Source organism: Clostridium polyendosporum (assembly GCF_018332455.1).
Taxonomy (GTDB): Bacteria; Bacillota; Clostridia; order Clostridiales; family Clostridiaceae; genus Clostridium_AY; species Clostridium_AY polyendosporum.
On record NZ_BOPZ01000006.1, the window covers coordinates 40,655 to 65,445 of the forward strand.

The 24,791-nt window shown below is 35.5% G+C and carries 22 protein-coding genes and 4 pseudogenes; 24 read left to right on the top strand and 2 right to left on the bottom strand.

The window, feature by feature from the left end; genetic code table 11:
- The first annotated feature begins 385 nt into the window (after positions 1-385).
- From CPJCM30710_RS05075 to CPJCM30710_RS05085, 3 genes are read left to right on the top strand one after another with little or no spacing between them, the layout of a single operon-like run.
- Positions 386-1,135 carry a polyphosphate polymerase domain-containing protein gene (locus tag CPJCM30710_RS05075; RefSeq protein WP_212903099.1) on the top strand — a complete coding sequence of 250 codons (750 nt, stop codon included), beginning with the start codon at positions 386-388 and terminating at the stop codon, positions 1,133-1,135.
- Entirely contained in the window at positions 1,129-1,821 is a 693-nt protein-coding gene (locus CPJCM30710_RS05080) for a DUF4956 domain-containing protein (RefSeq protein ID WP_212903100.1), read from the top strand. Before CPJCM30710_RS05075 ends, CPJCM30710_RS05080 begins: the two co-directional genes overlap by 7 nt.
- Before the next feature lie 29 nt (positions 1,822-1,850).
- A complete protein-coding gene (locus CPJCM30710_RS05085) occupies positions 1,851-3,734 on the top strand; it encodes a carbohydrate-binding domain-containing protein (protein WP_212903101.1) in 1,884 nt (627 codons plus the stop codon).
- Between the two features lie 364 nt (positions 3,735-4,098).
- On the opposite strand, the pseudogene tnpB reads toward CPJCM30710_RS05085, so the two are convergent.
- A pseudogene (gene tnpB, locus CPJCM30710_RS05090) lies at positions 4,099-5,055 on the bottom strand (IS200/IS605 family element RNA-guided endonuclease TnpB); the annotation flags it as partial.
- A gap of 72 nt (positions 5,056-5,127) precedes the next feature.
- Between tnpB and CPJCM30710_RS05095 the strand changes: the two are divergent.
- The 15 genes and pseudogenes from CPJCM30710_RS05095 to CPJCM30710_RS05165 form a co-directional block, all read left to right on the top strand.
- A complete protein-coding gene (locus CPJCM30710_RS05095; protein ID WP_246503473.1) occupies positions 5,128-5,403 on the top strand; it encodes an EFR1 family ferrodoxin in 276 nt (91 codons plus the stop codon).
- Between the two features lie 181 nt (positions 5,404-5,584).
- Entirely contained in the window at positions 5,585-6,280 is a 696-nt protein-coding gene (locus CPJCM30710_RS05100; protein ID WP_212903102.1) for a hypothetical protein, read from the top strand.
- A 160-nt stretch (positions 6,281-6,440) separates the two neighbouring features.
- Positions 6,441-6,694 (top strand): annotated as a pseudogene (locus CPJCM30710_RS05105) (FAD-dependent oxidoreductase); the annotation flags it as partial.
- Positions 6,688-6,894 (top strand): hypothetical protein, encoded by a 207-nt coding sequence (locus CPJCM30710_RS05110; protein WP_212903104.1) that lies wholly within the window; start codon positions 6,688-6,690, stop codon positions 6,892-6,894. The pseudogene CPJCM30710_RS05105 and the gene CPJCM30710_RS05110, both read left to right, overlap by 7 nt.
- A gap of 358 nt (positions 6,895-7,252) precedes the next feature.
- Entirely contained in the window at positions 7,253-8,446 is a 1,194-nt protein-coding gene (locus CPJCM30710_RS05115; RefSeq protein ID WP_212903105.1) for a hypothetical protein, read from the top strand.
- 61 nt (positions 8,447-8,507) lie between these two features.
- The gene (locus tag CPJCM30710_RS05120) at positions 8,508-8,666 is read left to right on the top strand and encodes a hypothetical protein (RefSeq protein WP_212903106.1); all 159 of its coding nucleotides are present in this window, start codon (positions 8,508-8,510) and stop codon (positions 8,664-8,666) included.
- 132 nt (positions 8,667-8,798) lie between these two features.
- A pseudogene (locus CPJCM30710_RS05125) lies at positions 8,799-9,113 on the top strand (hypothetical protein); the annotation flags it as partial.
- A 345-nt stretch (positions 9,114-9,458) separates the two neighbouring features.
- Complete coding sequence (locus tag CPJCM30710_RS05130; protein WP_212903107.1) at positions 9,459-9,845, top strand: DUF1523 domain-containing protein; 387 nt, start codon at positions 9,459-9,461, stop codon at positions 9,843-9,845.
- 373 nt (positions 9,846-10,218) lie between these two features.
- A complete protein-coding gene (locus CPJCM30710_RS05135; RefSeq protein WP_212903108.1) occupies positions 10,219-12,084 on the top strand; it encodes a tachylectin-related carbohydrate-binding protein in 1,866 nt (621 codons plus the stop codon).
- Between the two features lie 1,201 nt (positions 12,085-13,285).
- Positions 13,286-14,119 (top strand): GntT/GntP/DsdX family permease, encoded by an 834-nt coding sequence (locus tag CPJCM30710_RS18210; protein WP_212903109.1) that lies wholly within the window; start codon positions 13,286-13,288, stop codon positions 14,117-14,119.
- 110 nt (positions 14,120-14,229) lie between these two features.
- Positions 14,230-15,237 carry a phosphate acetyltransferase gene (pta, locus tag CPJCM30710_RS05145; protein WP_212903110.1) on the top strand — a complete coding sequence of 336 codons (1,008 nt, stop codon included), beginning with the start codon at positions 14,230-14,232 and terminating at the stop codon, positions 15,235-15,237.
- Positions 15,238-15,295: 58 nt separating this feature from the next.
- Positions 15,296-16,492, top strand: a complete 1,197-nt coding sequence (locus CPJCM30710_RS05150; RefSeq protein WP_212903111.1) for an acetate/propionate family kinase — start codon at positions 15,296-15,298, stop codon at positions 16,490-16,492.
- A gap of 122 nt (positions 16,493-16,614) precedes the next feature.
- Positions 16,615-16,776, top strand: a complete 162-nt coding sequence (locus tag CPJCM30710_RS05155; RefSeq protein WP_212903112.1) for an aspartyl-phosphate phosphatase Spo0E family protein — start codon at positions 16,615-16,617, stop codon at positions 16,774-16,776.
- A 696-nt stretch (positions 16,777-17,472) separates the two neighbouring features.
- Positions 17,473-17,823: a DUF6514 family protein gene (locus CPJCM30710_RS05160; protein ID WP_212903113.1), complete on the top strand. Its 351-nt coding sequence runs from the start codon at positions 17,473-17,475 to the stop codon at positions 17,821-17,823.
- A gap of 388 nt (positions 17,824-18,211) precedes the next feature.
- A pseudogene (locus CPJCM30710_RS05165) lies at positions 18,212-18,433 on the top strand (DapH/DapD/GlmU-related protein); the annotation flags it as partial.
- Between the two features lie 298 nt (positions 18,434-18,731).
- On the opposite strand, the gene CPJCM30710_RS05170 reads toward CPJCM30710_RS05165, so the two are convergent.
- A complete protein-coding gene (locus CPJCM30710_RS05170; protein ID WP_212903114.1) occupies positions 18,732-19,049 on the bottom strand; it encodes a hypothetical protein in 318 nt (105 codons plus the stop codon).
- A 499-nt stretch (positions 19,050-19,548) separates the two neighbouring features.
- Between CPJCM30710_RS05170 and CPJCM30710_RS05175 the strand changes: the two genes are divergently transcribed.
- From CPJCM30710_RS05175 to CPJCM30710_RS05200, 6 genes are all read left to right on the top strand, one after another.
- A complete protein-coding gene (locus CPJCM30710_RS05175) occupies positions 19,549-20,937 on the top strand; it encodes an aminotransferase-like domain-containing protein (RefSeq protein ID WP_212903115.1) in 1,389 nt (462 codons plus the stop codon).
- Between the two features lie 109 nt (positions 20,938-21,046).
- Positions 21,047-21,832, top strand: a complete 786-nt coding sequence (locus tag CPJCM30710_RS05180) for a PhzF family phenazine biosynthesis protein (protein ID WP_212903116.1) — start codon at positions 21,047-21,049, stop codon at positions 21,830-21,832.
- Entirely contained in the window at positions 21,819-22,535 is a 717-nt protein-coding gene (locus CPJCM30710_RS05185; protein ID WP_246503458.1) for an AzlC family ABC transporter permease, read from the top strand. Before CPJCM30710_RS05180 ends, CPJCM30710_RS05185 begins: the two co-directional genes overlap by 14 nt.
- A gap of 19 nt (positions 22,536-22,554) precedes the next feature.
- On the top strand, positions 22,555-22,860 hold the full coding sequence (locus CPJCM30710_RS05190) for an AzlD domain-containing protein (protein ID WP_246503459.1): 306 nt from the start codon (positions 22,555-22,557) through the stop codon (positions 22,858-22,860).
- Positions 22,861-22,919: 59 nt separating this feature from the next.
- Positions 22,920-23,792, top strand: a complete 873-nt coding sequence (locus CPJCM30710_RS05195; RefSeq protein WP_212903117.1) for a DUF5131 family protein — start codon at positions 22,920-22,922, stop codon at positions 23,790-23,792.
- Positions 23,793-24,003: 211 nt separating this feature from the next.
- On the top strand, positions 24,004-24,549 hold the full coding sequence (locus tag CPJCM30710_RS05200; protein ID WP_212903118.1) for a hypothetical protein: 546 nt from the start codon (positions 24,004-24,006) through the stop codon (positions 24,547-24,549).
- Positions 24,550-24,791: the final 242 nt, after the last annotated feature.

Consider the following 24,791-nt stretch of genomic DNA (forward strand, 5'->3'; position numbering starts at 1 on the left):
GTTCCAAATGAAATCTAATTTTTTATTGGAACAATTCATATAAGGTAATTAACATAAATTAATGTTTAATTAGTAGAACTGGGATATCTTTTCCGCTAATATGTTTAATTATGGTGGGTTTTAAAGGTCGTGCATCGCCTCCACCAAGCATATCCTCGACAATACTTTTTTGTAAGTGTTGTCGGGGATTTTTTACGTTATGAGGTAGCCAGACATAGCATGACAATTATAACTACATTTTTTACTGTGAGTAATATTTAAAATTAGATATGGATTTCAAGGAGTATGTTAAAATAACATAATTTTAACATACTTTTTTTATATTTCCTTGACATTTGTAATTTACAATAAGATTAATCAGAGCAAGGAAAGAGGAGTGAGTGTCATGTCGATTAAAACTTTTAAGCGTTATGAGAAAAAATACCTAATAAGTATAGAACAATATAACAAACTTATTCCAAGACTATTGAAATATATGGAACTGGATAAACATTGCAAGCACAATGAAAACTACAGTATTTATAATATCTACTATGACACAGAAAATAGTGATGTTATAAGTCATTCTATTAGCCATCCTTATTATAAAGAAAAACTCAGGTTAAGGAGCTATGGAATTCCAGACAGTCCAAATGATAGGGTTTTTCTAGAATTAAAAAAGAAGATTGATGGAATAGTCAGTAAGAGAAGAGCTAAACTTACTTTAGAAGAAGCATACAAATTTCTGGAGTTTGGTGAAAAACCAGTTTCTGATGAATACCATAACAAACAGGTTCTCAGTGAGATAGAGTACTACTTAAGAAATAATCCAGTTCATCCAACAGTCTATATTGGCTATAAGAGAACTGCCTTATTTGGAAAAGAAAATAAGGATTTTAGAGTAACTCTCGATTCTAAAATCCTTACAAGAAGAAATATTTTACGTCTAGAGGAAGGATACTTTGGAGAAGACTTGTTGGAAAGAGATCAATATTTAATGGAGGTTAAGATAATAGGGGCAATGCCCATATGGTTCACAAAGCTTCTTTTAGAACTTTCAATCTACAGCACTCATTTTTCAAAGTACGGCACTGAATATAAGAGACATTTTTTAAAAATACAAAACAATGATATAAGGAGAGAGAAGATATGTTAGATAATATGCTGTCATCCATTGCTAGTGGTTCTAATATTACCATTACTACAGTTGTAGCTGTTACAGCAGCTGCCATAATACTTGGGTTAATAATAAGCCTAGTTTACATGAAGACCAATAATAAGAGCGGATACAGCTCTGGTTTTGCAACTACATTGATAATGCTACCTCTGATAATATCTATCATCATTTTACTAGTAGGCAATAATGTGGCAAGGGCCTTCAGTTTAGCAGGTGCATTTTCCATAATTCGTTTCAGAAGTGTACCAGGGGAACCAAGGGATATATCTTATGTACTATTCACTTTAGCAATTGGACTTGCCTGTGGAATGGGATTTATAGGATATGGAATTATATTTACCATAATACTATGTCTTTTAATGGTTGTATTAGAGAAAACAAAATTTGCAAGCAATAAAAACAAGAATATGCAACTTAAAATTATGGTTCCGGAAGATCTTAATTATGAAGATGCCTTTGATGAAATATTAAACAAGTATACAAGTTCATGGCGTATTGAAAACATAAGAACAAAGGAATTTGGAGCAACGTTTGAACTTACTTATATAATCAACTTATTAGAAGAGATAAATAAAAAGGATTTTATTGACGAGTTAAGATGTAGAAACGGAAACCTTAAGATTTCACTTACCCTTTCTAGTTTCGAAGAAAAAGCATTTGGTTAAAAATATCTAGAATTTAAAGGAGGAACAGTATGAACAAGAAAATTATAGCAGCCATGCTTATCGTATTAGGTTTAAGTGCAGGAGTAGTAGGCTGGCAGTTAAAAAAGACTAGCTCAGACAGTAGTACCAGCACTGAAAAATCAACTGCAAATGTACTTTCTAGTATAAATATATCTTCTGGAGAAAGTGAAACTGTGGGAGAAGTGAGCACTTTTATAGAATTAGGAGCTAATATAAACGTAAATGGATCCGGTGCTACTGCAGATAAAAACAAGGTAACTATCACCGCAGCAGGTACATACAGCATAAAAGGTACATTAGCTGATGGACAGATAATTGTAAACGCAGGAAATGAGGATAAGGTATATATTATTTTAAATGGCGTGAATATAAATTGCTCTAATAGTGCACCAGTTTATGTAATGAATTCTAAAAAAACAGTTATTTTATTGGCTGATAATACCCAGAATACTATTACATCTGCAGCAGCTGCAACCGAAACTGAACCTGACTCAGCCATATTCAGCAAAGCTGACCTTGTATTAACAGGAAAAGGAGCTTTGAGTGTAAAGGCAGATAATAATATGGGTATAGTAAGCAAAGATGATTTGAAAATAGAAAATGGTAATATCACTGTAAAGTCTGCAGGAGACGGTATCAAAGGAAAAGACAGTGTTGTAATAACCGACGGTAATATTACAGTTAATGCTGGTGAAGATGGAATAATATCAAATAATGATACCGATGAAGCAAAAGGTTATGTATTAATTGAAGGCGGAAAAATCAATATCACTGCAGGTCAAGATGGAATTCAGGGAGAAACAAATGTCCTTATAAAAACAGTAGATGTAACAATTAATAGTGGAGGAGGCAGCAAGAACAGCAGTACTAAAGCGGACTGGGGCCAATGGGGACAGCCAAAGGATAATCAGGCAGCAAATAATAATTCAGAAACAGAAGAAACACCTAGTGCTAAGGCTGTGAAAGCTGGTGTGAATATAGTAATAGAAGGGGGAACCTTTAATATAGATTCGTCAGATGATGCTGTCCACTCAGGTAATAATATTGTAATCAGCGGTGGAACCTTCAATATATCCTCAGGGGATGATGGTATGCATTCTGATTCTACTTTGACAATAAATAATGGAACCATAGATATTCTGAAAGCTTATGAAGGTATCGAAAGTCAGACTATAACTGTTAATAAAGGAGATATTAACGTTGTTGCAAGTGATGATGGATTTAATGCTGCTGGCGGAAATGACTCATCTTCAACTAACGGACGTCCTGGACAAAATGGGTTTGCTGGACCTAAAGGAAAATCTGGACAAAATGGTTCTTCTTCAGGCAGCGGGCTTATAAATTTCAATGGCGGCTATATTACTGTAGACACTACGGGAGATAGTATTGACGCAAATGGATCAATAAATATGACAGGTGGTACTGTTATAGTAAATGGACCTACAAGTAATGGAAATGGAGCTTTAGATTATGATGGAAGCTTTAAATTGACAGGCGGCTTATTAGTTGCAGCAGGAAGCTCAGGAATGGCACAGGCACCAAGCGACACATCAACTGAGAATTCTGTGAAAATAAATCTAGTTAGTCAATCAGCTGGTAACATTGTTCACATTGAAAGCAGTGATGGAAAAGAAATCATCACCTTTGCACCATCAAAACAATATTCGTCAGTGGTTGTTTCATCTCCGGAATTAAAGACTGGACAAATCTATAAAGTGTATGTTGGAGGAAGTTCTACTTCCAAACCTGTAGATGGAGTATACACTGCAGGAACCTATACTAAAGGACAGGAAGTGGGCAGCTTTACTATTTCAGGTGTTGTAACTGAAGTTACTCAGGATGGAGCAAGCACAAATAATATGAGAGGACCAGGACGTAAACCCGGCAAATAGTAGGTAAGTATGTTACGAAAGATACTTTATAGATACACAACTTCATAACTGAACTTATAATTCAGTAAAAAGCATTGCATGACGAGGCTATTATGCTGCAATTTCACAAAGTGAAATTTGCTCAAATTTAATAGACTCGATGCCTATTAAATTTTATTTAACCTGAATTAATTATAAGGATTGAAGTTGTTTATCTTTAATAAAAGCAAAGCAGTTTAAAGAACAGGTAGTAATCTCCCTGTTCTTTATTTACCCAGTGCTTTTTTAGTTTTTAGCAGTTTAAAATAACATAATATTAACATATTTTTTTTATATTTCCATGACAATTCTTATTTACAATACTAATTAGTGAACCACTCCTACTTTAGAAGTAGGAGCTTCCTGATTCAAAGACCTCGTAACCTACTATCTCCACAGGCTTAAAATCGGATTGTACCAACCCTACTCTTTTTATATTTATAGCTGAATTTATATCTCTATGGTGCTTAGTTTTGCAGTTTGGACATTCCCATGCTCTAATATTTAGATTTTTAACTTCTTCATTTTTAAACCCACAATTAGAGCAAAATTGACTTGAAGGATAGTAAGTATCTATTATTGATACAATCCTACCGTACCACTTAGCTTTATATTCTAGTAACTGCCTAAACTTAGACCAACTTACATCACTAATTAATTTTGATAGTGTACTGTTTTTCAACATATTTTTCACCTTAAGATTTTCAAGACAAATCACTTGGTTTTCGCTGATTAATCTTGAACTTAACTTATGGAGAAAATCGAGCCTACAGTTAGTTATTCTTTCATGAACCTTAGCTAGTTTAATTCTAGCTTTGTAAAAATTTTTACTTCCTTTAGTTTTACTTGATAACCTTCTCTGAGCCTTCAAAAGCTTTTTATAATACTTTTGAAGAAACTTAGGGTTATCAATTATTTCGCCATTTGAAGTAACGCAAAATGACTTAATTCCTACATCTATTCCAAGAGTAGTATTAAGTCTTTGGAGCTTTTCTATATTTGGAGTTTCACAACATAAGGATACATAATATTTCCCTGTATTAGTTTTACTTATAGTAACATTTAAAATTTTCCCTTTATGTGGTCTATGATATTTAAGCTTTATCCAACCTATTTTAGGGAGTTTAATTTTATTATTTTTAATTTGAATATTATCATTTACCATTTGAGTTCTATAACTATGAAAGTGATTATGTTTGCTTTTAAATTTGGGGAATCCATAACCCTTAAAAAAGTTCTTAAATGCTCTATCTAAATCTCTTAAAGTTTGCTGTAGTGATATACTATCTATTTCTTTAAGCCATTCAAAATTAGACTTTAAGTTAGTAAGTAACTTAGAACATTCATTATAAGAAGCTGTCTTAAAAAAGCTATCATTAGTTTACTATACAGTACTTTTTTTAAGCCAAATGATAAAGATAAGAATTTTTGGACAACAGAAAAGTGTAATGGCTGTGGCACATGTTCGAAGGTTTGTCCTGCAAACAATATTGATATGATTGATGGAAAACCACAGTGGAAGCATCAATGTGAATCTTGCGTTGCTTGTATGCAGTGGTGTCCACAAAAACCTATACAATATAAGAAAAATACCTTGAAAAGAGGACGATATCATCATCCTGAAATAAAAGCTAATGAATTATTCCAATAACGTTAAAAAAAGGTGGTATTTAAAAGGGTATCTCATAAGAAAAAGGGATGTCCTTACTTATTTTAAAAACATACCCTGACTCTTTCTTTTCACATAAGTTACATGGTAAGGAACATTTATAAATAGAGGACCATACATATATTATCAGGAAAACTAATATTAAAATAAGGAGTGATGGACTTTGTATTATCGTCCATATTCATCTTCCAGTCCACGGCAATATTATTATCCCTATTACTATCCTATATATCCCTACTCAATTCCAACAGAAACCAATGACTATGACGAACAATGTGTTCAAGAATTCCTAAGACTTGGAGGGGATACTGAAAGAGAATGTCGCTGGATATGTCAGATTCCAACAATATCCCCTTACCCTACTCAAAGGGAGGAAAATACTAGAGCAGCTAAAACCATTTCTATTTCTGGGCAGGTACAAGGATATGATCGGATACCTATTTTTAATATCAAAGTATCGGCATATCACGGTTTGCAGCGTGTGGGCTACGTGTATACTAATGAGGAGGGGAAGTACTGGCTTTCCATACCATCTGGTAAACCAATTACCGTGTGTTTTGATACGCATTGGTCGCTTACAAATGCAAAGGAATGGAATCCATCCGTAGTTGCAAACATAGACACCAAGCAAGACATAGTACTCAATCGTTTTCTTACGCGGGTTGGCACGAGCATCGATACGACAACTGATATTGATGCGCTCGCTGCTTACCAATTTAGTTCCTTGTGGCCTAATAACCGGATCTATGACGAGTACACCGCTTTTCGTCTATCACAAATGAAGCTACCTCGGTATGAGCTTGAGGAATGTCGTAGAAAGCTGGAAGAATTTTTCTTGAAAAGGTCTAAATCTTCCTGATTATGGCTCGAATTTAGACAATTGTCATGGGATAGATCTAGAGTGGAACAGCCGTGCTCTGGATGTAGGCTGGTCTTTAAAACCGAGTTCGAGGTTGTCTATTTTGGCACATAGGCTCAATCTTGGTCAATGTAAGCTATTATTTGTTATAGGAATAAGAAATGGATGTTCAATGTGCATATCAAGGTGCCCATCCTATGGACCAAGAATAAGTGTTAGTGAAAGAGCAGGAGTTCAAGATGTTCAAGAGAAAAGAAATGGAGATCAGTTAGATGCTTTTAATGAATCATGTAAGCTTGAAAAAGATACACTGTCTGAAAACATAGTAAAAGAACTTGATGAAAAAGGTGTTGTTATTTTAAAGATTCCAACTGGGAAGTTAGCTATGGTAAGTTAAGCAGAAAGGTGTGCCAACACGACTTTACAAAGAAAAACATCGTGAAAACGAAAAAATGAGTATTCTCAAATTATCTGAGAATACTCATTTTTGTTACAAAGATTTAGGTAAAATGTATGTAGTTTTAATAGGAAAACAAGCTGTATTCAATGAATTTAAGAGTTATACGGAAGCATATAGAATAGTAAAAGATTTTATAGATTTCTATAATATATAGAAGACTACATTCAAGTTTGGGATATAGGACTTCTAGTGAATTTTACTACCTTCATTCTGGAGAGTAGCTAATTAGCATTGAAGTAAGGGTGTAATTATAAGAAAAAGCAAGAATTAATTAAATATTATCGAAAATAAAGAAGTTAATCACTTGAAGTGGAGTAACAGTATTTTCCATATAGAATAAGATAAATTGTTATTAGGTTTTTATAATTATAAATAAGTAAGATTAAGATAAGGAGTGATTGACTTTGTGTTATCACCAACTTTCACCTTCGAGTCAACGGCAATACCATTATCCCTATTACTATCCTATATATTCCTACTCGAGAGCACCTTATACTTATGACCAATGTTTAATGGATTGCATAGCTGCGGGAGCGTATTATTATGAATGTGTTCCGCCATGTCAGATTTTTAAACCCAACTGGTACAATCCATACTCAATTCGAAAAGCATACTCTTCCATTCCAATAAATCGAGACTGTTCCAACAGGTGCCTTACAATTAATCTTAATACTATTAAGTGTGTCCGTGAAATAAATGAATCGTCCGCTTCTGAAGAACCGTATGTACTAGTAACTTCGGTGGATCTACGACGGAATATTGCAGGTGTTTCGCCTGTAAATTTAAATGTTGTTCGCTATGGCATATGGGAGGACTTTGACGAAGGAGAAACTAAGACTAATTCAGGGCCCCCATTTTGGGGAGTTAATCATAAGCCAGAAGATATAGCAAATATAGATGATGTAATATTTATTGTATCTCTACTGGAGAACGACAATGGAAATCCAGACCAGTATCGGACATTAGTGTTAACTGTAGCAACCATTTCATTGAATTCAACGCTTGGCGAACCGGACAGGTCTGTAAGAGCTAGAAGGCTGCTTCAAGACATTACTAATGCCCTCAATGGGGTGGATTTGCCTATCCCGTTCGCCCTTGATGATGACCACATTGGTACAGTAGAACTGAGATTAGACGGTTCTGATTTGATTTCTGCCGGGACTAAGCAAAAGAAATTGACTATACGAAGCGCTGAGGGACATTATGAATTAACCTTTCAAATTACCAGCAATCCATCTGTATCATCACCACTAAAATTAGCCTCCCTAGGGCAGGCCGACTGGCGGTATTGTGGGAAGTGTCACTCGCTGTTCTTCGACGGCTATCCCGATAAAGGAAAGTGTGCAGCAGGCGGCAGTCACGAAGCCATTGGATATAACTTCGTCCTTCCGCACAATGTCCCTCCCACTTCGAAAGCTCAAGGCGATTGGGAATTCTGTGTGAAGTGTCATGGGATGTTCTTCAACGGCTATCCCGACAAGGGCAAATGCCCAGCAGGTGGCGGTCATCAACACCATCCAAACGCGTATCGCTTCGTCCTTCCGCACAATGTCCCTCCTACCTCGAAAGCTCAAGGCGATTGGGAATTCTGTGTGAAGTGCTATGGAATGTTCTTCAACGGCTATCCCGACAAGGGCAAGTGCCCAGCAGGCGGCGGTCATCAACACCATCCAGACGCGTATCGCTTCGTCCTTCCGCACAATTAGCCATAAATGTCTGAGTTCTGGTGCAAAGATAAGTTATCCTGAATATGGACTGGTGGGAGCAATGGACGATAAGGATGCTCAGCAGATTTTGGAGTTGGTGCCTCATGCACAATATAAAAAGATACCTGCAAATCACGTTATTCACGCTTTCAAGCCAAAGCAATATATTGAGGCAGCTGAAGACTTGGCATCAAATTTGAAGAATTCCGTGAACATATAGGTAATACTCGAGGAACTTAGTGCACGAAATATAAAAGAGTGAATATTTTGGGAAGAGTGAAAAAACAGCATTAAGTTCCCGTATATTAATTACCAGTTTTTGTTTAATTCTTGCATTTTGGTATAGCGTGGAGAAGCTATTTATACAGGAAATTTAGCTGGTCACAACGCTGTAAGACTTGCTTTAGGAATGCCACTTTTGATATTGCCAAGATCTATTGCTATAGGTGATTTAATAGCTTATGCAAATGAAAATACAAATGAAAAGGCTACTACTAGAGAAGGAAGAATGGACAGATATACCTTTGCTGGAGCAGAGTACTTTAAGAGAATGAAGGAAGTAGGACTATATACTACTAATATTAATGAAGTAGAAATAAGAATAAAGAAGCTAAATCTTGATGGAGCTTTTAATAAGGATACACAACTTCAATCCTTAAACAATTAAATGTTAAATAAAATTTAGTAGACATCGAGCCCACTAAATTTGAGCAAATTTCACTTTGTAAAATTGCAGCAAATAGCCTCGACATGCAATGCTTTTTCATTAATTATATATTCATTTATGAAGTGGTGTATCTATAAGTTAATATGAAAATACAATTCAGAAGGGTGTCTCATGAGAAAAGGGATGCCCTTTAATTATTTGATCTATATCATAATGATTAAGTAATTTTTTCAAAATTTACTGTATAAATTAATTAAAAAAATATTTACATCTACTATATACTAATGTCTAAAAATAAGAAATAAGAATTAAAGAGAGTAAATTTATTGAAACTAAGGGGATCTTATGATAAAAAATATTTTTTATCAATTTAGAAATAATAATTTTATAAAATTTAGGATTGGAGCAGTAATAATTAGCGTTATTGTAACTATAGGTGTAATTATGTTCTTTCCCCATTTTTTTAGAAACACTTACATAGTAACCATTACAAATAAACGAATAATAAAACATGATAATGTTGATACGTATTTAATTTATTCACAAATGGAAGATGGTAATATAAAGATATTTGAAAATGTTAATAGTTTACCGGAATTAAAATTTAATTCTGAGGCTTTGTATTGGTCATTAACAATTAACAGAAAATACGAAGTTAAAGCATATGGTTTGAGCATACCTTCACTATCATATTATCAAAATATTGTAAAAGTTAAAGGAGTAGAAAAATGAAGCATTCAACTGTAAAATCGGTAAATTATATTTTGAAAGGTAGAGCATAAAAAATGACTCTACCTTTTTTATGGTACGCCCAGAATGGGCACTTGTATGTCGGTGAAGGTCTGAAGTCGGGTGAAGTGATAGTTCATGAAACAGTAAGATGATATTGGTACTGCAAATTATTCTGGCTTTCGATTATACGGCATTTGCCGAAATAAGGGCTATTATGCCAACCGATCTTTCTTCAAACATTCATAATTTAAAAACAATCCTATATATTTAAATAAAAGGATACGTCACACTTACTGCTTTGGAAAAAAGTGAAATTCTTTAAGTAGACATTAATATGGTCACACAAAACGTGAAAAGAAAAGGAGGTTATTTCATGGCTGACGATACCAAGTTGACAGATAAGGGCGTTGAGCTGGAGGCTTCCGTCCTTGATACAGTAGTAGCGGTGGTGGCGGCTTCTGGGCCCGAGGGAGCTGCCATCGCAGTAGGAATTAAAGCAGTAGCTTTTGTTGTGGAAGTTATAGGCTGGATGACGGAAGATACTACCGTTCCTAACGCACTGCGGGCCCTGCAAAAGCAAATCGATCACATCCAGTTCGAACTGAACGTAGTCAAAGAAAGGCTGGATAAGCTCACGGAAGATGTAGCGGCCGCAGAAAATCGGGATACGCTCATGCGTCTGTTGGACTATCTCGATGAAGTAAGGGTCCACAGTCTGGACTTGCAAAACACCCCATCTCAGGATGTGAACGCAGCAGTGCGGATTGCCAATGAAACAGGGATCACACTCGACAAGTTCCTCCGCAGCAACTATGATATCTGGCGATGGACGGATGTAGAGGCAAAGAACGTTGTCGACCCGCAAACCGGGAAAATGGTTAGAGCTACCTACCTAGAACGAATGAAATTCAAGAGCCAGCCGACACTTCCAGTTTATGTGATGGCAGTGCTCACCTGGCTGGCTGCACGCGAAAGGGTTGTGCGGATGGGTGAACGCAGGCGTCTGGATGACGATGCAGGACGGATCACACGCCACCTTGCTGCTGTCTCGGTTCGGCCCGGCTTCGACAAATACCTTAGTGGAGAGTTTGGGACGCCGCAGTCCATCACGGAAAATATCAAATGGAGGATTCGTGCCTTTCCGATTGCCAGCACCGCGCATCCAGTTAACCGCGTTTGCAAGTGGTTTTTTGATGTCCAGAACTGGATGAGCGGCGAGAGGAAGCGAGGCGACTCCTTCGACCTTTACATGGAAAGCGACAGCGCACTGTGCACGGTCAATCCTGGTAGCCTGGGAATGCCTGAGCTGGAGATCGAAGCCGAGACCAACGCCGGGGTAGACATATTGTATCAGCTGGCTCAGACGCTCCAACACGTCGCCACCACAGGAACGCTCAAGAAGCAGCTTATCGGCACGTTTCCCACTACGCCGGCATACCCTCCGAATTATCTCTATGTCATCGCACTAAACGGCGATCTTCATTGGTATCGCAACTTAGAGTCGAGTCGTCCAGGTGGTTCGACCAATTGGCTAGGTCCCATTAAGGTAGGCTACGGCTGGGACCGCTTTACCTCGGTATTCTCCGGGGGCGGCCCCGCAATCTATGGCGTAGAACAGAATGGTGATCTACTGTGGTACGGACATGACGGATGCTATGATGGTTCCCCTCGCTGGCGCGGACCTCGTAAGGTCGGATGGGGCTGGAATGGCTTCAAGTCGATCTTCTCGGGAGGTGAATTCGTTGTATATGGAATCCAGCCCAACGGTGACTTGCTCTGGTATCGCCATCACGCCGCTCTGTCTGGCGGTGACGTTAACACCTGGTCTGGCCAGATTAAAGTCGGAACGGGATGGGCAGACTTTGCCAAGGTCTTTTCCGGGGGGGATGGAATCATCTACGCCCTTCGCAAGGACGGAGTATTACTGCAATATAAGCATCTCGGTTACCTGACTGGCGCGAATACCTGGGAAAGTTACAGGATAAGCCTCTCCTCGCCCCGACGTCAGTACAGAGTGGTTGGTTCTGGCTGGAATGAGTTCCACGAGGTCGTAGCTGGACAGGACGGCGTTCTCTATGCCTTCACACGCGACGGCAGGATCCTATGGTACCGATACAGCACACCTCATTCCCATCTAGCCTTTGGTCGTTTGGAAGGACCGGTGGAAATCAAGCGTCAGCTTCCCGCTTTCCGAAAGGTGTTCGCATTGAGGGAGCAGCCGTTTCAAGGGCCACATTAAGAATAGATATAATATACAAAAGAAAGCCCTTCTGACAGAGGGGCCTTCTCATTTGCTGGAGCAGAGTACTTTAAGAGAATGAAGGAAGTAGGACTATATACTAATGTAATAGAAATAAGAACAAGGAAGCTAAATCTTGATGGAGTTTCAATATTAAGTTAATATGAAAGTGTAATTCAGAAGGGTATCTCATGAGAAAAGGAGATGCCCTTTAATTATTTGCTGTAATTAACAAAGTGAAGTTCAGGTAAAGATGAATAGGTTCAATGCCACTCACTTTTAGGAGCATCATTTTAGTATTATAAATCAGGGTTTTTCTAGAGCTCTCCCCATGAAGGTTTTTCCTAGTTTTTTCTTTTGCTTTTCAGATTTATTAGTAAAAACAAAAGAAATAAAATCTTCTAAAGTTTGCTATGATAGCCTTTCTAAATCCTAGAATTAAGGTCTCTTCCTATAAAAGTATATTGTCACTTATAGCATCAGGTACTAAGATTGTAAACACTTTATAGATATATGTAGAAAATACAAAAATGAAGCCTTTTTGAGGGACGCTTGTAGGAAAATATATAGATCACAGATTGTTCTATATGCCTTAAGACACAACTAGCAACATGACCTTATAAAGCTAAAGCAAGCCAATAGTTTTACGGGTGACTCCGACTATAATAAGGTTGATTGTGCAAATGAACAGAAAAAATGGTCAAGTAAACAATATCGTAGGGTAAATAAATGTATTATTATTAATGTACAAGGTGAGTAAACGTTAACTTCAACGTGAGATCACCTCTGTATTATAAATACACTTAAAATTGTTTAATTAAGGAGGAATTAAAACTTATGGAATCATGTGGCATCAAATCTCATTGCTGTAAACGTTTTATAGACATGTGTAGAAAGATACAAAAATGAGGTTCCTTTGGGGGACGCTTGTGGAAAGATATGTAGATAATAGATTATTCTATGTGTCTTAAGACACAACTAGCAACATGCTCTTATAGGGCTAAAGCAGGCCACCAGTTTTAGGAGTGATCTGACTATAGCAAGATGGTTGTGCAAATGAACAAAAAAAAACGTTAAGTAAACAATATCTTAGAATAAATAAATGTATTATTATTAATATGCAAGATAAGAAAACGTTAACTTTAAATCACTATTGTATTATAAGTACACGTAAAACTATTTAATTTAAGGGGGAATTAAAATGCCAGTTATTCATTGGAGTGGAGCAATACTTGGATTAGCAATTGCTATAATATTAATTTTTAGAAAGGTAAGTCCTGTATATTCTCTTTTTACTGGAGCTATTATAGGTGGACTTGTAGGAGGAGCTAATTTAGCTCAAATAACACAAATTGTTATTGACGGTACTAATAGCGTAATGGGAGCAGTAGTTCGTGTATTAGCAGCAGGTGTATTAGCAGGAATTTTAATTGAGTCTGGTGCAGCAGAAAAAATTGCAGAAACTATAGTAGAAAAATTGGGTGAACAAAAAGCACTCTTAGCAATCTCTTTAGCAACTATGGTTATCACTGCAGTAGGAGTATTCATTACAGTTGCAGTTATTATAGTTGCACCAATAGCATTATCTGTAGCGAAAAAAGTTGGACTTACTAAATCTTCAATACTTTTGGCTATGGTAGGTGGAGGTAAGGCTGGAAATTTAATTTCACCTAATCCAAATACTATTGCAGTAGCAAATGTTCTTGGACATGATAGATGTGGTGCGGTAAAGGCGGCTATTGATGGGGGCGATGTTTCACCTAATGTGGAAGCTATTGTAAGAAATATTACTCCAGCAGTTGAATATATAAAGTCTACTTCTAAGAATGCTAAAGCCGAAGAGATAGCACCAATGGTTGAAAACGAAAATATATTACGTTCGATTAATAGGCTTTTAGAGAGTTCTGTAATTAAGAAATTAGAATATAATGGTAATATTGACGTGATTCCAGCTAAATACAATATGGCTACTGGCAAGGTAACATTTCTAGGTGATTTTCAACATAATTTAAGGGGAAAAATACTAAAAGTATGATTAGGTTTTAAATAAATTAACTTATTGTGCTAAACATATGACTTTATTAAATTAACCAAAGTTAAAATATATTATATACAATTTCGTTTCGATTGAAAGGGGAATTTAACATGGAACTTATGAAACAAATTTGGGAAATGGCACAACAAGATAGAAAAAAGATTGTACTTCCTGAAGGAGATGAAGAAAGAACATTAGTAGCATCTCAAAAAATAACAGAATTAGGTTTAGCTCATGTTATTTTAGTAGGAAATGCTACTAGAATAAAAGAAAAGGCTCAAGAATTAGGGGTTAATCTTGAAGGAGTTACTATTGAAGATCCAGAAACATCAGATAAACTTCAAGGATATATCAGTGGATTCTATGAGTTAAGAAAAAGCAAGGGGACGACATTAGAGAAAGCTGATAAAATCGTTAGAGATCCTCTTTACTTTGGTACAATGATGGTTAAGATGGATGACGCTGATGGAGTGGTTTCAGGTGCGATTCATACAACTGGTGATTTATTAAGACCAGGTCTACAAATAATAAAAACTGCACCAGGAGTATCAGTAGTATCTAGCTTCTTTATCATGATGGTTCCAGGATCAAATTATGGAGAAGAAGGAATGTTACTATTCTCAGATTGTGCAGTTAATCCAAATCCAACTGCAGATCAATTAGCTGCAATAGCTATTGCAACAGCAGATACTGCAAGAAACCTTTGCAAAGTTGAGCCAAGAGTTGCAATGTTATCTTTCTCAACTATGGGATCAGCAGATCATGAATTAGTTGAAAAGGTAAGAAAAGCAACAGAAAAAGCAAAAGAACTAAGACCAGATCTTATGATAGATGGAGAAATGCAATTAGACGCAGCTATAGTTGAAAAGGTGGCTTCACAAAAAGCACCAAATAGTAAGGTGGCTGGAAAAGCAAATGTATTAATATTCCCTGATCTTCAAGCGGGAAATATAGGCTACAAACTTGTACAAAGATTTGCTAATGCTGAGGCTATCGGACCAGTTTGCCAAGGTTTTGCTAAACCAATAAACGATCTTTCAAGAGGTTGCAGCTCAGAGGATATAGTTAACGTTGTAGCATTAACTGCAGTTCAAGCACAGGCAGCAAATAATAAATAGCTCAACTATAGATATAGTAGTTAGTTTTTGTAATGGTTAGTTTTGGGGAGGAATAAAAATGAATATATTAGTTATAAATTGTGGAAGTTCATCATTAAAATATCAACTTATTAATATGTCAAATGAAGAACCTCTTGCTGTAGGGTTAGTTGAAAGAATAGGAATAGAGGGTTCAATACTTACTCAAAAGGTTGAAGGAAGAGATAAATATATAATTAAACAACTTATGACAAGTCATAAAGATGCGATAAAGTTGGTTCTTAATGTTTTAGTAGATAGCACTAACGGTGTTATTAAATCAATGGACGAAATAGCAGCTATCGGCCATAGGGTAGTACACGGTGGGGAAAAATACTCAAGCTCAGTTCTTGTAACTGATGAGGTGATGAAGGATTTAGAAGATTGTGCAAAACTAGCACCACTTCACAATCCTCCAAATATAATCGGAATAAATGCTTGCAAAGCTTTAATGCCAAACACACCAATGGTAGTTGTATTTGATACTGCATTTCATCAAACAATGCCAGAAAAAGCATTTCTATATGCTATACCATATGAATTATATAAAGAGCATAATATAAGAAAATATGGTTTCCACGGAACTTCTCATAAGTATGTTTCTGACAAAGTGGCAGAAGTTATGTGTAAAGATGTTAAAGACCTTAAAATCATTACCTGCCACTTAAGTAATGGTTCAAGTATAACTGCTGTAATGAACAGTCAGTCAGTAGACACTTCAATGGGCTTCACTCCGCTTGAAGGATTAGTAATGGGTACAAGATGTGGAGATATAGATCCAGCAGTTATTTTCTATTTGATTAACGAATTAGGCTATTCTGCAGAAGAAGTAAACACTTTATTAAACAAGAAATCAGGAGCATTAGGAGTTTCAGGTGTAAGCAGTGATTTTAGAGATATAATAAGTGCTGCAGCAGAAGGAAATACAAGAGCAAAAATAGCCCTTGATATGTTTTATTACAGAGTAAGAAAATATATAGGTTCATATGCAGCAGCAATGGGTGGTGTAGATTGCATAGTATTTACTGCTGGTGTTGGTGAAAATTCAGTAGAAATAAGAGCGGAAATATGCAAGGGATTAGAATTTTTTGGACTTGAAATAGATGATGAAAGAAATAATGTAAGAGGAAAAATAGCTGAATTAAGTACTGAAGATTCGAAGGTTAAAGCATTTGCTATACCAACTAATGAAGAACTAATGATTGCAAAAGATACTATATCACTTATAACAAAATAATATAAGAATAACTTAATGGTTTCAAAATTGGATCTGTAGGTAACTACATTTCGAATTGAGCAGTTAGATTTTATTTAATATATGCCGATGTTAAATATTAAAAATAAGTGATGAGGTTGATAATGAACGATTTGATAAAGACTATTGAAAATTTACGTGAGATATTATGTTTTCTTGTTGTAAATAAAGAACTAACTGATGTTGAAGTAGTACTTTGTAGTCAGGAATTAGACAAGCTATTAATAGAGTATATGAGAAAAAATTACAAGAACTTTATAAGTTGATTAGGGGTTCCAATTTTTTCTGCCGCACCAAAAAAACCTAGAAGTTGGATTCTAGGTTTTTTTATTTGCGTGTGCCCAGCATGGGCGACAACTTGGAGGTGAAAGTCCGCTGTGGGCTTGATAGTGGGAACCACTAGCCGAAGACAAGGGTGTCCTCCGTGAGGAGGAATCTGAAGGAAGTTGGGAGAAAATACTGTTGAGAGAGTCTAATAAGATTTTGTAAGATGTATTGAAACTAGAACAACTAAGACTGATAGATGATTTGGGCGAGAAGAAAACACAGGTTTTGCAGGAAGCTCCTACTTCTAAAGTAGGAGTGGTTCATTGGAATATACTGTAAATACCTAAGGATAGAGGACAATAAATTCAAGGAAACTATTGATAAAATTTAAAAAATATAGTCAATAACTTTTGTTATTCGACAAGTAATTCGTAATAAATGTAATATATTTCATAATATATGTAAATGACTACCAACCATTACAATTACTGATTTATGAAATCAACTCAATATAAGTAATTGTGTCATTTCAAAGGGATAATTTATTCTTATTAAGTTATAAAAAGTGACATATTTCTTTTTAATAAAGTGATATTATTTTTATAGGCTGAAGACAGTAAATTAAATGTGTTACTTTAAATAAATTAATTTAGAACTACTTAATTCCAAGTGATATTTTATAGGGGGATATTTAAATGAAAATTGTAGAAATCTTAACTAGAAACGAAATTCAAAATGAAGTTAACTATATGTATTTTTATAAATTAGTAAGGAACGAACTGAGACTTTCAATAGGTGAGGACAAAGTTAAGGTCCAAACTTACGGAATAGAAGTTGAGAGATATGATATCAGCAATGGTAATTTAATAAATACTGAAATAGAAGCCATAGCTTCAATAAGTCCACAAAGACATAAAGTACATAATTTATTAAAAATGGTATATGATAATGGAGTATCTCCAATACACTTGATAGATATATTAGGTGAGTATGTAGATACATATGTTACAGACTTTGAGATTGCTTTAGCTAGAACAGCTAATTAATAATATATAGATATCTTAATTAAAAAATGACAAAGGATTATTACCCTTTGTCATTTTTTAATTAGAATATATATTAGAAAATTCAATTTTAATTTTATCTACAATATATGTGATTGAAAAGAAAGTACTTATAGCAGATTCAGTTTTTTTATTGCCCATTGAGCCGGTTCTCTTACCTTTTCGTTACTGTCGTTGCAAGCGTAAAAAATGTATCCCCTATATTTGATCCTTATAGTCATTCACCATTGCATTAATGGCATTGGTCTTCCATCTCCAAACATTAGCTTTTTCTATATACCAAAACTTAGGTTGGATTACCTTCTCTAAAAATGTATAGTACATTTTCAATAATAATTGATCAGAGCGGTTATATTAAGTCAAAAACATACTAGGAAATAATGTTTGGCTTGGTGGAAATGTTGTTGTAAATCCTGGAGTTCACATTGGAAATAATGTTGTTATAGGTTCGGGAAGTGTCGTTACCAAAGATATTCCAGATAATGTGATAGCAGTAGGAAATCCATGCAAGGTTATTCGTGAAATTACAGAAGAAGATCGTAAATATTATTATAAAAACTACGAGTTTGATATTGATGATTACAACATTTAGTTTGTTTCTTAATTAAAAGGTTAGTACACTTTTTTCTTATAGTGCTCATTAAGGGTAGTTACTTTTAGACTTACCTTAAATAATATACAATGATCAACAATATTCTTAAATCTGCTAAATATAAAAAAAGAAAAATTAAGAATGTGATGCAGGTCTGGAAATGGTGGTTTGATTGGGGTAATCCTGAGATACCGAGCCCATTTCCTTACGAAAAGCATATATATATTTATTGAATTAAATAATAAGAAAGATGTTAAATGCATGGAGCTTTTAACATCTTTCTTAATCTCTATTTTAATTACATTACTCGTATTGTATGATATCCCTCATGTACTGCAGTAAGAATTTTTCTTGGGACTTCTTCATTACCAATAACTGTTAAATATTCCGCTTTACCATCAAGAGCATACTCTAACTGATTATTTGAACGATAGCCAGCTGCAATAATATGAAGGATATGTTCTTGTCCATCTTTTGCATAGCTAATGCCATTAGGAGTTATTTTTGTTACTTTTGCATTACCAACTACTCCAATATTTCTTTCTTTTATGATTGTTCTTAATGCTTGATCGTTGTTTAAGTAATGCTCTGAGATTGCTAAAACATCTTCTAACATCTCAACTATTATAATTTAATATTTTTAAAAGAAATTTGGGAGTTTTCAAAGAAAATACAGTATACAACAGATGAAAAACTTTGATATACTCGAGGAAATTGGAATACAAAGATTATTTGTGAACTACCATCACTTTAGAAGTGGATGGCTTCCTGTTTCCTAGAGTTCGTAACCTACTGTCTCCACAGGCTTGAAATCGGGTAGTTCCTACCCTATTGTACGCAATGTTCCGTACTTTAGCCTTGAATATTTTACGTAGGGAAGGCATAGCTTGGTTTTCGCATTTTCGTATTCTCCCTACAACCTCATATATTCAGTTTAAAAAGAACATTTAACATTTATATTTTAACTAAAAGGCTTAATATTATACAATTTAATAATGATTTTCCAAAATATATTGAATATTTTCGAAAATATGCTATCCATCTCCATCTCCATCTTAAGAAGATGGAGTATTTCGCACAAGAAAAAGATAAATAACTTAGATACGAGGAGTATTATGCCTATTAATTCATTTGAAAGTTATCCAATGAGTTGGAAACCAAAATTAGAGAAAACAAATCAACCATTATATTTATCCCTAGTGGATCAACTTGAAAAGGATATTGCTGATGGTGTTTTATTGCCGGGAACTAAACTGCCACCACAGCGAGAACTGGCTGATTTTCTTGATATTAATGTGAGTACAGTTTCAAGAGCATTTAAAGTGTGTAGGAAAAAGGGGTTACTGAGTGGTACAGTAGGAAGTGGAACTTTTGTTTCATATGACGTAAATGCCAATACCTTTCTGACGCCGGATAATGCATCACAATTAATTGAAATGGGTTCTATGCTGCCAGAAATTATATCTCAGGATGAGATTATTGCATTACTGCAAAAGATGATGACAGAGCCTGATTTTGGAAAACTGTTTCAATATGGCAGTTTAGAAGGAAGAGCGTGGCAAAGAGAGGCTGCTGTTAAGTTAATAGAAAAAGCAGGATATAAAACTACGGCTGATTTGCTCATTCCAGCAAGTGGTAGTCAGAATGCAATAGCAGCTATTTTGGCAGGACTGTTTCAACCGGGAGACAGAATAGGTACTGATCCATTAACTTATCCGGGCATGAAGAGTGCAGCTAAAACGCTGGGAATTGAGTTAGTTCCAATTAAGCATGAGAATCATGAAATTAGTGAATATGGATTACTGTATGCTTGTAAAAATGAGAACATAAAAGGCATATATATTATGCCCGATTATCAAAATCCAACAACACATATAATGTCAGAGGATTGCCGAAGAATGATTGCCCGCATCGCAAAAGAGAATCATCTGATTGTCATAGAAGATGGAATAAATAGCTTACTTATGGAAAAACCTTTGCCTGCCGTAGCATCATATGCTCCTGAACAGACAGTATATATTACAAGCTTGTCTAAAACAGTAATACCGGCACTAAGGATGGCCTATATTGTGACACCAAAGCACTACAAGAATGATTTGAAAACAGCACTTTATAGTATAAATCTTTCTCCATCAGCATTCTTAATGGAACTGGCTTCCCGTATGATTGCATCAAGAAATGTAGATAAGTTAATTGATGCAAAGCGTGAAAGGATAAAGAAACGGAACCAGCTTGTAAATGAATATTTGACAGGCTACCAGATTATGGGGAATGACGAAAGTATTTTCAGATGGCTACTACTGCCTGATGGTATGAGTGGAGAACGGTTTGAAGCAATGGCATTTGAAAAGGGAGTCAAGGTTTATGCGGCAGAAAGATTTACTGTAGGTAAGGCAAAGCCCATTGCGGCAGTACGTCTTGCTATAGGGGCAGCGGAGAGTTTGGAGCAGTTGAAACAGGGATTAAAGATTTTGAAAGAACTTTTGAAAGAAAAACAAATGTAATCAGCAACATGTTTTACTCAAAAAAATTGTATTGCACACAATTATTTTATTGTGTGCAATTTTTGTTTCTGTTATCATGAAAGAAATTCAAATTTAGGAGGGACTTGACATGAAATATTATGTTGTTGATGCATTTGCAGATAAGGTGTTTGAAGGAAATCCGGCAGGTGTATGTGTGCTTGATAAGTGGCTTTCTGATGATACGATGCAGAAAATAGCTGTGGAAAATAATTTATCTGAAACTGCATTTACGGTAAAAGAAAATGATGGATATCGACTTAGATGGTTTACTCCCGGTGGAGAAATTGATTTATGCGGACATGCTACTTTAGCAACAGGTTATATCTTAATGTGTTTTGTAGAAAAAGATGCACAGACGATTCATTTTGATACGTTGGGCGGTAAACTCACAGTAACGAAAAAGGGTGATTTGTATGAAATGGATTTTCCGAGTATTGAAACAGAGCCATATGAATTGACAGATGCCATGATTGATGCATTGGGAGTGACACCTGTTGAAGTATATAAGGGGCGTGATTTGATATTTCTTCTGGACAGCGAAGAAACGGTACATAATCTAACACCTGATTTTGAGAAAATCAAACAATTTCCAGAAGGACTTGCGGTCTTTGTGACTGCAAAAGGGAAAGAATATGATTTTGTATCCAGATCCTTCTGGCCAAAACTAAATGTCAACGAAGATCCGGTATGTGGTTCTATGCATTGTAGTCTTCTGCCTTACTGGTATAAGAAACTGAATAAGACTGAAATGGTGGCAAGACAGGTATCGAAACGAGGCGGTACGCTTTATCTGACTTATTGTGGAGAACGTATTAAGATGAGTGGCAAAGCTGCCCTTTATTCTATTGCAGAAATTTTTATTGAGGAGTACTAAAATGAGTAGAGGAAAACAGTATTTAGCAGGCGTAAGGGCAGGACTTCCGGTAGTCCTTGGCTTTATTCCAGTAGGGATTGCCTATGCTATGATGGCAGGACAGAGCGGTCTTTCTATAAGCCAGACAGTTATGATGTCAGTTTTGGTATTTGCCGGATCCAGCCAGATGATGGCTGCAGGGATGTTTGCCCAGGGGGCAGGCATATTTGCAGTAGTAATTACAACATTTATTTTAAATTTTAGGCATCTGATGATGAGTACCTGTGTGATGAACCGTTTAAAAGGAACAAAAGCAGGAATGAAATTATTACTTGCTTTTGGTATTACTGATGAATCATTTGCTATCTTTACAACTATGGATGAAGAAAAGTGCTCTTCCTTTTTCTTTTTTGGTTTGATATCTACCACCTATTCTTCATGGATTGCAGGAACGGTGATTGGATGTGTGGCATCACAGTTTCTTCCAACTGTGGTATCAGGTAGTCTTGGTATAGCGCTATATGCCATGTTTATCGGATTATTAGTTCCGAATGTTAAGAAAAGTCTGAGGCTTGGTATAGTAGTACTGATAACAGCGGTTATAAATCTTATTTTAAGCAGATTTATGCTATCTAGTTGGGCTATTATTTTTGCAACACTAATTAGTGCGGCGATTGGCGTAGTTATTGTGGAAAATGAAGAAGATGTTGCTGTTGCAGAGTAAGTATAGGGATGTGATATAAATGAGAATTTATTTATTGATTATAGGGATGATGATTGTAACTTATATACCAAGAGCAATACCAGCAGTGTTGGTTGATAGGATAAAGTGTGGGAAAAGAATGGAAGAATTTTTGAGTTTGATTCCATATACCGCAATGACCGCACTGATATTTCCGGGAGTATTATCGGTTGATACAAATCATATGAGCGTTGGTACCATAGGTGCATTGGCGGCTATACTTCTTAGTTGGGTAAGGTTACCGATTACTATGGTGGTCATTGGTGCTGTACTGGTTGATATAATTGTTTACATGGTCTTAGGCTGAGTATAAAAAGATGACAATGCTTGCTATAATATTAGCACATAAAAGAATTAGGTGATTATATGAGTAATATTTGGAATCCGTGGCATGGATGCCGCAAAGTAAGCGAGGGATGTCAAAACTGTTATATGTACTTTTTAGACTCAACTCGTAACCGACATGGTAGTGAGATATATAAAGTTAAGAATAATTTTAATTTGCCGTTGAAAAAGGATCGTCAAGGAAATTATAAAATCAAAAGTGGAGAAAGAATAAGGGTGTGTATGACCTCCGACTTTTTCCTTGAAGAGGCAGATTCTTGGAGAGATGAAGCATGGGATATGATGAGGCAGCGACCAGATGTATTATTTTTTCTCCTCACCAAAAGAGCCGAGCGTGTTGAAACGTGTCTTCCAAAAGATTGGGGTAATGGTTGGAATAATATATGCATGAATGTAACAGCAGAAAATCAACGCAGAGCTGACGAGAGGATATCAATATTATTAGACTTACCGTTTCAATATAAGGGTGTAGTGGCAGCACCACTATTGGAAGAAATCCATATTGAAAAATATCTTGAAAAGGGAAAAATTGATACCGTTACCGTAGGTGGTGAAAATTACAGTGGGGCTCGTCCTTGTGACTATGCATGGGTAAAAAGTCTTTATGAACAGTGTGTCCAGTACGATGTGAATTTTAACTTTTATGAAACGGGATCTCATTTTATTAAAGATGGAAAGCATTATCATATAACTAAGGAATTACAAGAGATTCAGGCAGCAAAATCAGGACTTTACCATCAGGGCTCACCCATCGTTTTTACTTATACCCAAGTTCAGGAATATAAGCAAATGGAACTATTTAATCCTGTTCTAAGAAAAAAGAATTGTTTAAAGTGCAGCAGCTGTCATAAAAAAAATACTTGTAGTGGTTGTTCAAATTGCGGTAGGTGTTAAGAATAATTATTTACGTGATATTATATTTGTCACAACAAAATTATGAATAATGATATGGGCGTACATCGTGCAAGGAAGACCTTCGAAGAAATGACCTGAATATATAAAACAACTATATAAATAACTCGAACTAAAATGAAACACCACATTATTATCATTTTGTGGGTAGTAGGCATATTATATAATTGTAGTTCTTTTTGGAGGAAATTAGATGCAAAATCATAACGGGTTCTATCAATGCCCATATGCGATGTGGCCATACTACTACAATTATCCTATTGCACCAACGTATAGATATCATCAACCAGTGCGTAGCGAATTTTACAGACAAATGGAAGATCAAAAAGAAGAGACTCCAATAGATAGTGACATGAATTACATTTTAAAAAATGAGACTAGACCTAAGGAAGATGTTGACAGAGTAATTGAGTTAATAGAAACAAGGTTAAGAGATGAATATGTTGAAATTACAGCAAGTGGTTTAGACGAAAAACTTCTGAGATATTTAGTGAAAACTATAGTAGAGTATATTGACGAAAATTATGATAAATATAATGAAGAAAGGTCTACAAATGGAAAAGTTGTGACCATAATCAATGATTTGAGGAATAAGCTTCCATGGATATTTGAGATTCTGAAGCTATTTGGTGTTGTATTAACAACAATAACCAATTTTATAAGTCGTGTTGTACTGATTACTTTTGAAAATATTAAATCAAAATTACCAACCCATCCAAAGCAGAGATATTATACTTAATATTGCTTAATTGTAAGAAAGACGACAAAAGATTTACTCTATATAGTAATTTTAGCTATCATAATAGCAAGAAGCTCTGGAATAATCCCGGAGCTTTTTTAATAACTTAAAATCGAACTTAGAAATAGAGTGCCAAAGAAACTTAATAAAGATGCATCTTCTAAAATATAAATTATTAGATAATTAGCTAACACCTAAGGCTTATTGTATTTAGAGCAAAGCAATAGGTATAACAAAAAATA

Bases quoted from the DNA above. Each gene is read 5' to 3' on its own strand.
- pta (WP_212903110.1), top strand. From the start codon at position 14,230: ATGGAACTTATGAAACAAATTTGGGAAATGGCACAACAAGATAGAAAA.
- CPJCM30710_RS05160 (WP_212903113.1), top strand. From the start codon at position 17,473: ATGAAAATTGTAGAAATCTTAACTAGAAACGAAATTCAAAATGAAGTT.
- CPJCM30710_RS05175 (WP_212903115.1), top strand. From the start codon at position 19,549: ATGCCTATTAATTCATTTGAAAGTTATCCAATGAGTTGGAAACCAAAA.
- CPJCM30710_RS05135 (WP_212903108.1), top strand. From the start codon at position 10,219: ATGGCTGACGATACCAAGTTGACAGATAAGGGCGTTGAGCTGGAGGCT.
- CPJCM30710_RS05085 (WP_212903101.1), top strand. From the start codon at position 1,851: ATGAACAAGAAAATTATAGCAGCCATGCTTATCGTATTAGGTTTAAGT.
- CPJCM30710_RS05120 (WP_212903106.1), top strand. From the start codon at position 8,508: ATGGACGATAAGGATGCTCAGCAGATTTTGGAGTTGGTGCCTCATGCA.
- CPJCM30710_RS05075 (WP_212903099.1), top strand. From the start codon at position 386: ATGTCGATTAAAACTTTTAAGCGTTATGAGAAAAAATACCTAATAAGT.
- CPJCM30710_RS05180 (WP_212903116.1), top strand. From the start codon at position 21,047: ATGAAATATTATGTTGTTGATGCATTTGCAGATAAGGTGTTTGAAGGA.
- CPJCM30710_RS05170 (WP_212903114.1), bottom strand. From the start codon at position 19,049: ATGTTAGAAGATGTTTTAGCAATCTCAGAGCATTACTTAAACAACGAT.
- CPJCM30710_RS05080 (WP_212903100.1), top strand. From the start codon at position 1,129: ATGTTAGATAATATGCTGTCATCCATTGCTAGTGGTTCTAATATTACC.
- CPJCM30710_RS05115 (WP_212903105.1), top strand. From the start codon at position 7,253: ATGGATTGCATAGCTGCGGGAGCGTATTATTATGAATGTGTTCCGCCA.
- CPJCM30710_RS05200 (WP_212903118.1), top strand. From the start codon at position 24,004: ATGCAAAATCATAACGGGTTCTATCAATGCCCATATGCGATGTGGCCA.
- CPJCM30710_RS05150 (WP_212903111.1), top strand. From the start codon at position 15,296: ATGAATATATTAGTTATAAATTGTGGAAGTTCATCATTAAAATATCAA.
- CPJCM30710_RS05130 (WP_212903107.1), top strand. From the start codon at position 9,459: ATGATAAAAAATATTTTTTATCAATTTAGAAATAATAATTTTATAAAA.
- CPJCM30710_RS05190 (WP_246503459.1), top strand. From the start codon at position 22,555: ATGAGAATTTATTTATTGATTATAGGGATGATGATTGTAACTTATATA.
- CPJCM30710_RS05155 (WP_212903112.1), top strand. From the start codon at position 16,615: ATGAACGATTTGATAAAGACTATTGAAAATTTACGTGAGATATTATGT.
- CPJCM30710_RS05195 (WP_212903117.1), top strand. From the start codon at position 22,920: ATGAGTAATATTTGGAATCCGTGGCATGGATGCCGCAAAGTAAGCGAG.
- CPJCM30710_RS18210 (WP_212903109.1), top strand. From the start codon at position 13,286: ATGCCAGTTATTCATTGGAGTGGAGCAATACTTGGATTAGCAATTGCT.